Origin of the sequence: Acidovorax sp. LjRoot66 (assembly GCF_964253305.1) — a bacterium.
GTDB lineage: Bacteria > Pseudomonadota > Gammaproteobacteria > Burkholderiales > Burkholderiaceae_C > Acidovorax.
In genome coordinates this window covers 408,257-422,751 of record NZ_CAXUQU020000002.1, presented here as the reverse complement: position 1 = coordinate 422,751, position 14,495 = coordinate 408,257, and the positions used below count along the sequence as shown (strand labels likewise).

The 14,495-nt window shown below is 66.9% G+C and carries 7 protein-coding genes; all 7 read right to left on the bottom strand.

Going from position 1 to position 14,495, the window contains the following annotated elements:
* Nucleotides 1-3: 3 nt before the first annotated feature.
* The 7 genes from glgA to ACSQ3Y_RS34240 all read right to left on the bottom strand — a co-directional run bounded on the left by glgA (nucleotide 4) and on the right by ACSQ3Y_RS34240 (nucleotide 14,269).
* Nucleotides 4-1,506 carry a glycogen synthase GlgA gene (gene glgA, locus ACSQ3Y_RS34270; RefSeq protein WP_428000789.1) on the bottom strand — a complete coding sequence of 501 codons (1,503 nt, stop codon included), beginning with the start codon at nucleotides 1,504-1,506 and terminating at the stop codon, nucleotides 4-6.
* Nucleotides 1,503-6,482 carry a malto-oligosyltrehalose synthase gene (gene treY, locus ACSQ3Y_RS34265; RefSeq protein ID WP_436180449.1) on the bottom strand — a complete coding sequence of 1,660 codons (4,980 nt, stop codon included), beginning with the start codon at nucleotides 6,480-6,482 and terminating at the stop codon, nucleotides 1,503-1,505. The genes glgA and treY overlap by 4 nt, the downstream gene beginning before the upstream one ends.
* Nucleotides 6,479-8,287 (bottom strand): malto-oligosyltrehalose trehalohydrolase, encoded by a 1,809-nt coding sequence (treZ, locus tag ACSQ3Y_RS34260; protein ID WP_428000787.1) that lies wholly within the window; start codon nucleotides 8,285-8,287, stop codon nucleotides 6,479-6,481. The genes treY and treZ overlap by 4 nt, the downstream gene beginning before the upstream one ends.
* Nucleotides 8,284-10,476, bottom strand: coding sequence for a glycogen debranching protein GlgX (glgX, locus tag ACSQ3Y_RS34255; protein WP_436180448.1), 2,193 nt, complete (start codon nucleotides 10,474-10,476; stop codon nucleotides 8,284-8,286). The genes treZ and glgX overlap by 4 nt, the downstream gene beginning before the upstream one ends.
* Nucleotides 10,473-11,777 (bottom strand): glucose-1-phosphate adenylyltransferase, encoded by a 1,305-nt coding sequence (gene glgC, locus ACSQ3Y_RS34250; protein ID WP_057267539.1) that lies wholly within the window; start codon nucleotides 11,775-11,777, stop codon nucleotides 10,473-10,475. Before glgC ends, glgX begins: the two co-directional genes overlap by 4 nt.
* A 21-nt stretch (nucleotides 11,778-11,798) precedes the next feature.
* Complete coding sequence (glgB, locus tag ACSQ3Y_RS34245; protein ID WP_436180447.1) at nucleotides 11,799-13,703, bottom strand: 1,4-alpha-glucan branching protein GlgB; 1,905 nt, start codon at nucleotides 13,701-13,703, stop codon at nucleotides 11,799-11,801.
* A gap of 314 nt (nucleotides 13,704-14,017) precedes the next feature.
* Nucleotides 14,018-14,269, bottom strand: coding sequence for a hypothetical protein (locus tag ACSQ3Y_RS34240; RefSeq protein ID WP_235514773.1), 252 nt, complete (start codon nucleotides 14,267-14,269; stop codon nucleotides 14,018-14,020).
* Nucleotides 14,270-14,495: the final 226 nt, after the last annotated feature.

The following is a 14,495-nucleotide window of genomic DNA, read 5'->3' as shown; positions in this document are numbered from 1 at the left end:
GGCTCAGCGCCGGCTGTCGATGCTCACCACGTTCTGCATCTGGGCGGCGGGTGGTGACACCGTCTGTCCAAGCAGTTGCGCATACAGCTGCACGTACTGCCGGGCCGCAGCTTCCCAGCCGAAGGGCTGGGACATTCCCCGGCGCTGCAGGCCGCGCCAGAGCGCGGGCTGCGCCCAGGCCTGCAGCACGCGGCCCAGTGCACGGTCGAATTCTGCCTGCGTGGGAGCGGCCATCATGAAGCCGGTCCCCTCGTCCAGGCCAGGGCCGGCATCGCTCACCGTATCGGCCAGGCCACCGGTGGCCGTGACGACTGGCGGCGTGCCATAGGCCTGGCTGTACATCTGGTTCAGGCCGCAAGGCTCGAAGCGCGAGGGCATGAGAAAGCAATCGGCACCGGCCTCGATCTGGTGCGCCAGCGCCTCGTCGAAGCCCAGCGTGGCGTGGACCTGCCCCGGATGCGCTTTGGCGAGCGCCCGCAGACCAGCCTCCAGCGGCTCCTCGCCCCGGCCCAGCACCACCAGTTGGGCCCCGCTCGCAAGCAGGGCAGGGGCCCCCGCCAGCACAAGGTCCACCCCCTTTTGGGAGGTGAGCCGCCCCACCAGGCCCAGCAGCGGACCTGGCGACTCGGCCAGGCCGCAGCGCTTGCGCAAGGCGGCTTTGTTCACCGCCTTGGCCTCCAGGTTTTTCACCCCGTAGTTGGCTGCGATCAACGGATCGATCTCCGGGTTCCATACCGTTATATCGATGCCGTTGAGCAGCCCATGCAGCCGGCCGGCCTGGGCGCGCAGCACACCGTCGAGCCCGAAGCCCAGGGCCGGTTTCTGTATTTCTCGCGCATAGGTCGGACTCACCGTGGCGATGGCGTCAGCGAACTGCAGGGCGGCCTTGAGCATGGACAACTGACCCCAGAACTCCACGCCCTCCATGCCCCGGTACATCGGTGCGATGTCCAGCACCTCGCAGGCATCCATGGGGAACACGCCCTGGAATGCCAGGTTGTGGATGGTGATCAGGCTTTGGGCCACGCCCTGCTGACCGGCGGCCCGCGCCTGGTGCAGGTACAAAGGGGCCAGCCCGCAGGGCCAGTCGTTGGCGTGAACGATGTCGGCGCGCCAGTCGCAGGGGCTGTGCTCCGTGCCGATCAATGCCGCAACGCGGCTGAGCAGGCCAAAGCGCAGGGCCTGCTCGTGCATGGGCGTGTGGGCCGGATCGCCGTACGGCGTGCCGGCACTCGCATACAGGGCCGGGCACGACAACAGCAAAAAGGGCATGCCGTCTGGCGACATCACCTGCAGCAGCTGCGCGGCCGGCCAGGGGCCGTAGGCAGGCACGGGCACGATGGCGTCGAGCGTGCCGTCGATGGCCATGCCGCCATACGCGGGCATGAGGATGACCACCTCGTGCCCCAGCGCCTTGAGGGCACGGGGCAGGGCGGCACTGACATCACCGAGCCCACCGGTCTTGACCAGCGGGGCGCATTCGGGCGTGGCGAACAGGATCTTCATAAAGGGGTATCTTGCGCCACCAGAATGGCAAAGGGCAGGCGGGCGCTGGAAGGGCCGACATCGCCCAGCACATCGTTCAGGGAATGCTCTGCTGCATTGGCCAGCGTGTTGCCGGTCATCCAGTCGCGCCAGCGGCCTGGGCGCGCCAGGGCCGGGTGGGCCGAGGCCAGGGCCACACGGGTGTCACCCCATCCGTTCTTGCCAAGGCCCAGCAGCAGGCGGGCGCAGACCACCACCACGGCCTGGTCCCCGCCAATGCGGGCAAAGGCCAGTGCGTGGGCCTGAGACGCGCCCTCCACGGCCAGCGGCAGGTACAGTGAATCGCGGAACAGCGCAGGCATCTCCCGGCGCAGTTGCAGCAGGCGCCAGGTGACCAGTTGCTTGGCGCCGGGGGGCATGGCAGGGCCGTCGCCCAACAGCGCATGCCAGTCGGCAGGGCTCGGAAATTGTGCATTGCCCTGGTACAGCGCGCGCAGCGGCTGCAGCGAAGCGGCCAGCTCCGCCAGGTCAACGGGGCGGCGGTTGTCCGGGTCCACCAGCGAGAAGTTCCAGACCTCGCAGCCTTGGTAGATGTCCGGCACGCCCGGCGCCGTGAGCTTGAGCGCCAGCTGGCCCAGGCTGTTGCGAAAGCCATGGGGGGCGATGCGTTGCACGAAGTCCTCGAGCACGGCGACGAAACGTTCCGTGGACAGGGCCTTTTCGATGTAATCGCGCAGGGCCGCCTCGTAGGCCTCGTTGGGGAACAGCCAGTTGCTCATGAGTTTGGCCTCGCGCATGGCCTTTTCCTTGTAGCGCTGGATGCGCTGCACCAGCTCCTGGCGCTCATGGGCGTCCGTGGCGCGGGCTGGCCAGATGCCCACCATGGCCTGGTACAGGCCCCACAGGTCGTGGGGCAGCGGCGATGCCTGCCCGTCGATTTCGACCTCGAAGCGCTGGCCGACCGCCTGCAGCGCCTGCACCGTGTCCTGCCAGGCATCAGGCATTTCAGACAGCACATTGAGCCGTGCGCGCACGTCTTCCGAACGCTTGCTGTCGTGCGTGGAGGTGGCCAGCAGTTCGTGCGGCAGATGCCGCGAGCGCTGCAGGTTGCCCTGGTGGAAAGCCGCCACCGAGACGCCAAAGCGCCGCGGCTCCGCCCCCACGTCGTTGAGCGAGACCAGCCGCACATAGCGGTAGAACAGCGTGTCCTCGACCGACTTGGCCATCACCGGTGCCGTGAACTGCTGCCATCGGCGGGTGAAGCGCGCGCGCAGAGTGGGCTCGGCCCCGGGCTCGCCTTGCAGCACTGCCTGCAGATAGGCCAACACGCCGCCTTCGGCAGACCCCAGGCGCCGGCGCGCGGCGCTGATGGCCCAGGCGATGTGCTGCCGGTCTGCCTCGCTGGGCGGCGCGCCGCCGGGTACCACGTAGGTGCGGTACACGGGGAACTGGGCTGCCACCTCCACCAGGGCCACGCGCAACTGGTTGCGCGTGAAGTCGCACACCGCGCGATCGGCCCGCGTGATCTTGCTCAGCGTGGCCACTAGCCAGGCCATGTCGCTGAACAGCGCCGTCTCGATGATCAGGCGCTTGCACTCGTAGGTGGCTTCCTCGAAGGGCTGGATGTCTCCGGTGAATTCGCCATAGATGGCGTCGAAGCGCTCCTGCGCGTCGGCTGCAATGAACAGGCCGTTGACCAGGGTGCTGAAGCGGTAGCCGGTGCCGCCATGCACCAGCCAGGCGGCAGGCAGCGGTTCGTGGTCGGCCATGATCTTCTCGACCACCAGGTACAGCGCCTGCTGCGGCTGCCCTCGGGCCTGGCGCTGCGCGGCGTGGCGCTGCTGCAGCCGCTCGAAGTACCGGGCCGGGTCGGCCAGGCCGTCCGGGTGGTCGATGCGCAGGCCCGTGACCTTGCCCTCGGCCAGCCAGCGCAGGGGCAGGGCGTGCACGGCCTCGAAGACCTCGGGCTCTTCCATGCGGATGGCGGCCAGGGCGTTGATGTCGAAGAAGCGCCGGTAGTTGATGTCGTCGCCCGCCACGCGCCAGTCGGCCAGCCGGTAGGCCTGGGCCTGAAGCACCGTGTCGAGCAGGTCGAAGCTCGCGGCATCTCCCCTTTGCCCGTTGGCCCGAACAATGCAGGCCTGCACCCAGTCCGATACCCAGTGGTAGGCCTGTGCCATCTCTGCCAGCCGGCGCTGGTACAGGGGAGCATCGCGCAGACGCGCCGCGCGCTGCTGCGGATCGTCGCTGCCCTGGGGCGGCACCTGGCCCAGCGCATCCACGAGCGAGGCCATTTCGGCCAGTTCCCCAGCCGGTGCGGCCGCCGGCATGGACACGGCCGTCAGCACGAGGGCGTAGCTGCGTGGATCGAGCGGAAACGCATGGTCCCAGTAGCCCACCTGCAAGCGGCCCTGAGCGGCATCGAAGCGCAGCTGCAGCTCGCCTGCCTCCAGCAGCTTGCCGTAGTGGTCGCCCAGCACCGGCAGCAGCACGCGCCGGCCGGTCTGGGGGTTGGCCGGCTGCCACTCGATGTCGAAGGTGGCCGCGTGCGGCGAGGCTTCACCATGCTCCAGCATGTCCTGCCACCAGCGGTTGGCCGGGTCCTCCACGCCCATGTGGTTGGGCACGATGTCCAGCACGTGGCCCATGTCGCGTTCGGCCAGCGCCTCGCACATCGCGGCATGCTCGGCCTCGGTGCCGATCTCGGGGTTGAGCACCGTCGGGTCCACCACGTCGTAGCCATGCATGCTGCCGGCGGCGGCCTTGAGGTAGGGGGACGTGTACAGGTGGCTCACGCCCAGCGCATGCAGGTAGGGCACGACCGCAGTGGCCTGCGCGAAGGTGAACCCGCGGTTGAGCTGCATCCGGTAGGTGGCGCCGGGCACGTCCGCCGATACCAGCGGTGGCAGTTCAGCGGCAGGTTCGACCAGCGCAGCGCGGCGGGCATTGCCCACGGCCTGGCTGATGGCTTCGAAATACGGATCGCCGCTCAACTGCTCCAGCGGCACCGGCATGCGGTGGCGCCAGTTGGGGTAGCGGTCTTCGGTGGTGCCCGGTACGTTGAGCTGTTCGCGCTGGCCGGTCAGGTCCTCGAGCTGCACGCCCAGCAGCTGGCATGGCGTGCGCGCCAGGAAGGCATGCACGGCAGCGGCCAGTGCGGGTGTCATCTCGGGGGTGGATTGGGCGTCGAGCGTGGTGCCCTGTGGCAGCAGTTGCTGGGCGTCGAGGGCGGCCAGCAGGTGGGTGCGGTCCTGGGCGCGCGCCAGTTGGGCGCGCACCTGAGCATCGCTGTCCCCAAGCCAGCCCAGCGAGTGCTGGATGGCGATGTCGTCCCCACCCCAGAAGCCCTTGAGCGTGGGCAGGTCGTGCGTGCTGACCACGGCCAGCGCCTGTGGCTGCCAGTCGGCCGGCGGGCGAAAGGCGCCGTCTTCCAGGCGTTCGAAGATCAGCGGGCGATACGACAGCAGCGCATGCTCGGCCATGGCCTCGCGCATGCGCGGCGCCACATTGCCTAGATCTTCCCCGATCACCATGCACTGGTGGCGGTGGCTCTCGATGGCCATCACCGCAACCAGCGCCTCCAGCGGGTAGCGCACATAGGTGCCGCCCTCGGGGCTGTTCCAGTACAGCCGCATGAGCGCCATGGCATGGTCCATGCGCAGCGCGCAGGCGTGGCGCATCACGCTGGCCAGCAGTTGCCGAAACGGCAGGAAGCGCGCATCGCTGAGTGCCACGGGATTGACGGGAGGCAGGCCCCAATCCTGGCCCTGAGTGCTGAGGGGGTCGGGCGGGGCGCCCACGTTCATGCCCCGGGCATAGAGGCCGGGGGACATCCAGGTTTCGGAGCCGCCGTCACTGGCGCCCACGGCCAGGTCGCAGTACAGGCCCAGCGGCATGCACGCGCGCGCCTGCTCGAACGCCTGGCCCAGCTGGACGTAGGCCAGCCACTGCAGCCAGTACCTATACGCCACCGCATCGGCATGTTCGCGTGCGAAGACCAGTGCCGCAGCGCCTTGCGGGTCTTGCAGATCCTGCGGCCAGGCGGGCCAGCCCCAGACCTGCGGATCCCGCGCACCCAGGTTCAGCTGGATGGCCTCGTAGCGCGCATGCAGGCCCAGTGTCGCCTGGTGCTGCGCCATGAATGCATCAAACTCCTGGCCTCTTGCTGTGGCGGCCTCCCAGTGGGTGGAGCGAAACTCCTGCCACAGCAAGGCCAGAACGGGTTCCTTCAGCGCCGCCACCTCGGCGTAGCGCACGGTCGGGCTGGCACGCACCTCGCGCAAGCGCTGCTGAAAGCCGCTGTCCGCTAAAAGGGCCTGGGCTTCGGTGCTGCAGGCAAATTCGGGCACAGCCGCCACGTCGATATGCAGCACATTCAGCGCCAGTCGGCTGCTGGGGCTGTAGGGGCTGGCCTGCTCGGGGTGTTCCGTGCGCAAGGCATGCAGCGGGCTCACGCCGACGAACGCGGCACCCCGCGAAGCCGCCAGCCGGACCAGGGTGGCCAGGTCGGTGAAGTCGCCGATGCCCCAGTTGCGCTCCGAACGCAGCGCGTACATCTGTGCGGTGATGCCCCACCAGCGCTCGCCAGACTGCAGGCCCTCGGGGAGCCAGCAGCGCCGGGGCGCCACGATGAGCAGCCTCTCGGCACCGGGCGAGTGCAGGAGGTAGTACCCAGAGCCCAGCGTAGCAGGCAGTTCTGCGACGCTGCCGGTCCCCTCCAGCAGTGCTGCCGCGCCGGGTTCTTCGGTTAGCAGTTGCCATGGGCCATCCGCGTCCAGCGGCACCTGCGCGGCATGGCCCTGTTCCACCACGATGGGTTGCGGCGCATTGCCATCGGCATGCGCGCCCATGGCGGCCAGGGCCCTGGCCAGGACTTCGGGGCTCACGGTCAGGGTTTCGCCCCAGAAGCTTGCGTATTCGGTAGCGATGCCGGCGCGCTCGGCGCGCTGGTGCAGGTCTGAACCGAGCGCATCATGAACAGCTGGCTCCTGGCTCATGCCAAACCTTCGGTGCAGGTCCACCGGGCCGACCATGGGGCCCACAGCCGCTCGTCACCTGTCCAGTGGTGGCTGAATACCTCAACGGCAGCGATGTCCGCCGCAGTTGCGGACGGTGTGGCGTCCACCGTGTCTGGTCCCAGGTTCATTTCCATCCTCAGTATTGCTCCGTCCTGGTAGTGCCAGGCCACGCGCAGGCCGCTCTCTCCCACGAACTCCGCCGTGTGGCCCCCTGCGCACAGTTGCTGCGCACGGGGCTGCAACCAGGTGCGCCGCGCCTCCAATGATCGCTGCACCAAGGCCCGGCGAGTCTGCCCGATTGACGTGTCCGATTCGTCCCATTGCAGTCGGCTGGCCTGAAGAGTGGCCACGTCGCAAGGGTCGGGCAGCACGGCATCGCTGGTCAACGCGTGGCCGAACTCGCGCGCGCGCCCTTCGCGCACCGCGTCGCGCAGGCCACCGTCCCAGTTGGCAAAGTACCGGAACGGCGTGGACGCTGAAAATTCATCGCCCATGAACACCATGGGTGTGGCCGGGGTGAGCAAGGCCAGCAGCAGCGCCAGTTCTGCCCCCTCGGCAGGCGCCAGTTGCCCCAACCGCTCGCCGAAGGCGCGGTTGCCGATCTGGTCGTGGTTGCCGACGAAGTTGACCATACACGTCAGCGGCACCGGATCGCCGCCGGCCACGTTGGCCGCCTCGGGAAAGGCGAAGCCATGGGTCAACACCCGCGCCAGCAAGGCCAGCGGGTGGCGCGCAAACTTGGCATAGTAGCCCTGGGATTCTTCCGTTAGAGCCACATGCACTGCATGGTGAAAATCGTCGTTCCACTGGGCATCGTACAGGCCGGGCTCGGGCGAGGAGGACAGCCGGGCGGGCTGGTTTTTCTCGTTTTCCAGCACCAGGTGCACCAAGCGCCCGCTGGCCGTGGCCAGCTCGCGCACGCGTGCGCTCAACTCCTGCAGGATGTCGGGACGGCTGTCGTCGGCGATGGCGTGCACCGCGTCCAGGCGCAGGCCGTCCATGCCGAACTCATCGATCCAGTACAGCGCGTTGTGCACGAAGAAATCGCGCACCACGGCGCTGCCCTCCTGGTCGAAATTGATGGCCGCACCCCAGGGACTGGCATGGCTGCTCGAAAAGAACTGGGGCGCGTACGCATGCAGGTAGTTGCCGTCAGGCCCGAAGTGGTTATAGACCACGTCGAGGAAGACGCATATTCCCAGCGCATGCGCCTCGTCGACCAGGCGCTTGAGGTCTTGCGGGCTGCCATAGGCCGCATGCGGCGCGAAAGGCAGCACGCCGTCATAGCCCCAGCCCCATTGCCCGCCAAAGCCGGCCAGCGGCATCAGTTCGAGCGCCGTGAAACCCAGGGCCGCCAGCTCCGGCAGCTTGCGGATGGCGCCTTCATAAGTACCCAGCGGGCTGAAGCTGCCCACATGCAGCTCGTAGAAGACCAGTTCGTTCCAGGGTCGGCCGGCCCAGTCCGTCTTCCATTCATGGCTGGCGGGATCGGTGACGACACTGGGCTCGTGCGGCCCCCAGGGATTGCTGCGCGAGGCCGGGTCGGGCACGGTGAGCTTGCCGTCGATGAGCCAGCGGTACGGGGTGCCCGCACCGGCGTCGGCGGCATTAGCCTGCCACCAGCCACCGTCGGCCCGGGTGGCGGGGAGGGTTCGGGCCGCCGCCTTCGGCGTCGGGCGGTACCACAATGCTGCTTCCTGAGCCGCAGGCGCCCAGAGCGAGAACCGGGCACCGCCACCGGCCAGCAGCCGGGCGCCGAAGGGCATGGTGTGCGTGCGCCTCATGCGGTGGCAGGGGGGCTGGGTGCGAAAGGTGCCGTCAGTATCGCCATCGAACGTGCCAGCAGGGTGTGCTGCCCGCCGGCTGCCACGGTGGGTGCGCCGGCTTCCTCGCCCACGGCTACCACGCGGGCATCGCGGGTGTCCATGCGCAGCGTCCAGCTGCGGCTGGAGCCCTCAGCGGGCAGGGTGAAGACGGCATCGGCATCGCTGGCGTTGAACAGCAGCATCACCGACAGCTCCTCCTCGGCCACGCTTTCCATGACCGCACCCACGCAGCGCACTGCGGGGTCATCCCATTCCTCCGCGGTCATGTCCATTCCCCACACGCTGTGCCACCTCACGGTGACTAGCTGCGGCAGGCCCGCCTCGTCCACGGGCCAGGTGTGGGGCCGGACCACGGGCAGCGCCCGACGCAAGGCCGCCAGCGCCTGGGTGAAGGACTGCAGTTCGCCGTGCCGGCCCGCGCGTTCCCAGTCGTACCACGACAGGGCACTGTCCTGACAGTAGCCATTGTTGTTGCCCTGCTGGGTGCGCCCCAGCTCGTCGCCACCCAGCAGCAGCGGCGTGCCGTGCGACATGAACAGGGTGGCCAGGAAGTTGCGCACCTGCCGCTCGCGCAGCGCGAGCACGTCGGCATCGTCGGTATCCCCTTCGGCCCCGCAGTTCCAGCTGCGGTTGTGCGATTCTCCGTCCTGGCCGCCTTCGCCGTTGGCATCGTTGTGCTTTTCGTTGTAGCTCACGAGGTCGGCCAGGGTGAAGCCGTCGTGCACGGTGACCATGTTCACGCTGGCCGTGGGCCGGCGCCGCCGGGGCTGGTACATGTCGGCCGAGCCGCACAGGCAGGCCGCAAACGCCGGCAGGCTGCCGTCCGCGTTGATCCAGTAATCGCGCACGGCATCGCGGTAGCGGCCGTTCCACTCCATCCAGCCAACGGGAAAGCCGCCCAGCTGGTAGCCATAGGGCCCCAGGTCCCAGGGCTCGGCGATGAGCTTGGTGCGCGAGAGCACCGGGTCCTGCGCCATCGCTGCGAAGAACGGCGCGCGCAAGGTGTAGGCACCTGCGGCATCGCGCCCCAAGGCCGAAGCCAGGTCGAAGCGAAAGCCATCCACATGCATCTCCTGCACCCAGTAGCGCAGGCTGTCCATCACCAATTGCAGGGCGGGCGGGCTGCTGGTGTCCACCGTGTTGCCGGTGCCGGTGTAGTCCATGCACATGCGCCGGTCTTCGGTCAGGCGGTAATAGGCGGCGTGGTCTATGCCCTTGAGGCTGAGCGTGGGCCCCAGGTGGTTGCCTTCGCCGGTGTGGTTGTAGACCACGTCGAGGATCACCTCCAGGCCTGCCGCGTGCAGTGCCTTGACCATGGCCTTGAATTCATCGACCCCGCCGTCGGCGCCCGCGCGCGCCGCGTAGCGCGGCTCGGGTGCGAAGAAAGCCACCGTGTTGTAGCCCCAGTAGTTGGCCAGTTGCATCTCCACCAGCCGGTGGTCGTCGATGAAGGCCTGCACCGGCAGCAATTCGATGCTGGTCACGCCCAGCTGCTTGAAATATGCGATGGCAGCCGGCGATGCCAGGCCCGCGTAGGTTCCCCGCAGGTTCTCCGGCACGCCCGGGTGGGTCTGCGTGAAACCCTTGGCGTGGACCTCGTAGAACACCGTGTCGCGCGCCGGCACGCGGGGCGGCCGGTCGTCGCCCCAGTCGAAGCGCGAGCGCACGACGCGGGTTTTGGGTGCCGTGCGGCCATTGTCCCGCTTGCTGGGCACCAGGTCTTCATCGGGCTGAGCGAGTTCGTAGCCGAACTGATCCGCCGCGCCGCGCACGGGCCTGTCCAGCGCCTTGGAGAACGGGTCCATCAGCAGCTTGGCGCTGTTGCAGCGCTGTCCGGCCTCGGGTTCATAGGGGCCATGCACGCGCAGGCCGTACTTCTGGCCTGCCTTGACGCCCGCCACATGGCCATGCCACACGTCGTCGGTCAGGCAGGGCAGGGCGATGCGCTCCATCTCCCGGTCGTTTTCGGAAAACAGGCAGATCTCCACGCGGGTCGCCACAGAGGAATAGACGGCGAAGTTGACGCCCAGCCGGTCCACGGTCGCTCCCAGGGGCCAGGGTCGGCCGGGGCCGACTTGCCTCACAGGGCGCACCCGCTTGAAGTGGTTCGTGGGAAGGGGGCCTGCGGCATGTACCTCGGGCTTCATGCAGCGGCTCTGAAGTCGTTGCCCAGGGCGGCTGGCACGGGTTGGCGCACCCGGTCCACCTTGAGCGTATTGCTCACGAACGCAGTGCGCGTTGGAAAGAACTGCCGCGGCACGACCACGATGCCGCTTTCCGTGACGTGGAACCGGCGGCGGTCCTCCGCTTCGTCGAAGCCGATCCGCTCGCCTGGGGGGATATCGTTGTCCTGGTCGATGATGGCGCGGCGCACGTGGGCACCTTGACCGATACGCGAGCGTTCCATGACGATGCAGTGCTCCAGCGTCGCATCGCGTTCCACCAGCACCGAGCGGCGCAGCATGGCATGGTTGAGCGTTGCGCCATCGACGATGCTGCCCGAACCCACCACCGAGCGGTGTATCACGCCGTTCTCGATCTGGGCCGACTCGGCCTGGTCGGGGCTGGCGTAGATTGGCCACTCGCGGTTGGTCATGCGAAAGCGCGGTGTGGCGCCCAGAGTATCGAAATGCGCATCGAAATACGCATCGATGGTGCCCACGTCGCGCCAATACGCATGCTCTTCATAAGACGCGGTACCGGGGATCTCATTGGCGGTAAAGTCATAGGCCATCAGCCGATGAGATTGCAGCATGGTGGGCAGGATATCGCGGCCGAAGTCGCTGTGGCCTGTGGCGTGCGCCTTCTTCAGAGCGTCGAGCAGAACATCGGCATCGAACAGATAGTTGCCCATGGATGCCAGCGCATGCGTGCTGCTGCCGGGCATGGGGCGAGTGTTCTTGGGCTTTTCCACGAAGTTGGCAATGCGATGGTGGGCGTCGATCTCCACGATGCCGAACTGGTTGCATTGCGACAGGGGCACCGGCAGTGTTGCTACGCTCACATGGGCTTTGCTGTCTCGGTGGAAGTCCACCATCTGGCGCACGTCCATGCGGTAGATGTGGTCAGCACCAAAGACCGCCACGATGTCGGGTTGGAAGGATTCGATCAGGTGGATGTTCTGGTACACCGAATCGGCCGTGCCCTGGAACCACTCGGGGCCGTTGCGCATCTGCGGCGGCACCACCGTCACGAAGTGCTGGGGGATGAAGCGCGTCATGGTCCAAGAGCTGCGGATGTGCTCGATCAGGGACTGCGACTTGTACTGCACCAGCAGGTAGATCGAATAGATCTCCGAGTTGACCAAATTGGACAGCACGAAGTCCACGATGCGGTGCTTGCCATTGAAGGGCACTGCAGGTTTGCAGCGCTCGTCCGTCAGGGGGTGCAGGCGGGAGCCTTCGCCCCCTGCCATCACGATCGCCAACACATTTCGGGTACGCGACATAGCATCAGCTCCAGTGAAGAATCAAGCCCTTGTGGGGCGGTTGGAAAGAAGAACGGTCGAAAGAGGGGGCACGGTCAGGTGCACGTGGGCCGGTTGGCCTTCGAGCGGCGTGGGCGTTGCATCCACTCCGCCAAAGTTGCCCATGCCGCTGCCGCCGTACGCTTCGGCATCGCTGTTGAGCAACTCATGCCAGTGCCCGGCCACCGGCACGCCAACCCGCAGTGCGGCGACAGGCTGCGGCGTCAGGTTGTGCACGGCCAGTACGATGTCGTCGCCAGCGCGGCGGATGAAGGCCAGCACGGTGGTCTGGTGCGGTGCCATGGGCGCCCAGGCAAAGCCTTCGGCATCGAAATCGTGCGCGTGCAGGGCAGGGCGCTCGCGGTAGGTGCGGTTGAGGTCGGCCACCCAGCGCGCCATGCCGCTGTGGCGGGCCTTGGCCCACAGGTGCCAGTCCAGCGTGCGCTCGTGGTGCCATTCGGCGATCTGGCCGAACTCACCGCCCATGAAGAGCAGCTTCTTGCCCGGGTGCGACCACATCATTCCGTAGAGCGTGCGCAGGCCGGCAAAGCGCTGCCACTGGTCGCCCGGCTGGCGAGACAGCAGACTGCGCTTGCCGTACACCACTTCATCGTGGGAGAGCGCCAGCACAAAGTTCTCGTCGAAGGCATAGACCATGGAGAAGCGGATATCGCCCTCGTGCCAGTGCCGGTGCGCGTGGTCACGCTGCATGTAGCGAAGCGTGTCGTTCATCCAGCCCATGTTCCACTTCATGCCGAAGCCCAGGCCGTTGGTATCGACGGGGCGCGACACCCCGGCCCAGGCAGTGGACTCCTCGGCGATCACGTGCACGTCGGGGAACTCGGCGTAGACGGCGCAGTTCAGGTCCTGCAGAAAGCGCACGGCTTCCCAGTTCTGGTGCCCGCCATCGGCGTTGGGCACCCATTCGCCGGGCTTGCGCGAAAAATCCAGGTAGAGCATGGATGACACCGCATCCACGCGGATGCCATCGAAGTGGTACTTGCCCAGCCAGAACAAGGCGTTGCTGATGAGGAAGTCGCGCACCTCATAGCGGCCGTAGTTGAAGATCAGGCTGTTCCACTCGGGGTGAAAGCCCTTGCGCAGGTCTTCATGCTCATACAGCGCCGTGCCGTCGAAGCGGGCGAGGCCATGCGCATCCGATGGAAAGTGCGACACCACCCAGTCCAGCAACACGCCGATGCCGTGCTGGTGCAGGGTGTCCACCAGCACCATCAGGTCCTGCGGATCGCCATAGCGCGCCGTGGGTGCGAAGTAGCCAGTGGCCTGGTAGCCCCACGATCCATAGAAAGGATGTTCTGTAATGGGCATCAGCTCCACGTGCGTGAAGCCCAGGGCGTTGCAATGGGCTGCCAGGCGCTGCGCGATATCTCGGTAGTTCAGAAAACGCCCGTCTTCCTGGCGCTGCCAGGAGCCCAGGTGCACCTCGTAGATGGACATCGGCGCGCCCAGCGCCTGCCGCTCGCCGCGTGCGGCCATCCAGGCGCGGTCGTTCCATTCGTAGTCGAGGTTCCAGATCTGGGAGGCTGTGCCGGGAGGGTGCTCCTGCCGGGTGGCATAGGGATCGGCCTTTTCTGCCCACTGGCCATGCGAATCCTGGATGCGGTACTTGTACAGATCGCCATGGCCGGCGCCATCCACGCGCGTGCTCCAGCGGCCCGAGCCGTCCTGTGCGCGCTGCATGGCCAGGGGCGCCCAGTTGCTGAAACTACCGATGACTTCGACCTGGCGGGCATTGGGCGCCCATACCGTGAAGGTGGTGGCTGTGGAATCCACATGGGCGCCCAGCACTTCATAGTGATGAAAGTGGGACGACGCCGCAGCCGAAGTGGCTGCGAAGGGAGTCGATTGCGCTGCGTCGTTCATGATGGAGGGGTTGTTGACCTCCATGTTCTGCTGCACTGCAATATGCGACCGCAAGACCGGTGCGCATGCGCTGGTAGGTATTTACCTACACGGTGTTCGTGCAGAGGCGTTGCAAAAGGCGAGAGCCCTGATTTGCCGTAAAGGTGCGCATGGAAGGAAGTGGCTCAGGTAGCGATGCCCGTCTTTTGGGGCATAGCGTTCACCTTCATGCGTCTACGCAGCCGATGTCGGGGACAGAAGCCTCTACAAGCGCCAATGGCACCGGCACACACGAAGTTCACTGCGAGCCAAGTCGCAGCTGAATGGGAGCCGTACCTAGGTTTCCCGGGAAATTCGCCTCAGGACAACGCCGCCCAGGCGGACGACACCTCGGGGCTTCGCTGTCGGATGACCTGTTTGGCGACTTCGGCGAGCAGCGAGGCCCTGCCCAGGCCGGTGATGGCGACCACGCGGGCCGGGCTGCCGCGCTCCTGCGTGAACTGCACTTCCACCATGCCGGCGGCTTCCAGCACCCGCAGCTTGTCCACGCCTGCCTCATCGTCCACGTCGAACGGAAGCATCTCGACAGCGATCACTTTCAGGTACTCCATCGGCATAGAACCCCCGCATGGTTGGAGACAGGGCATTCTGAACCGCAGGGAACGGGAGTCGGGCAACCATTCGCAACAGCCCTGGCACGGGAGGGGTTTCGACGCAGCGCAGCACAAAAAGGAAAGCCCGCGTTGAGCGGGCTTTCTGCTTGCAGTGATGCAAGTGGGGGGATGTCGACTGCGGTATCGACAAGCCAATGGTAAGCGGGAGCAGGGCCTCTGGATG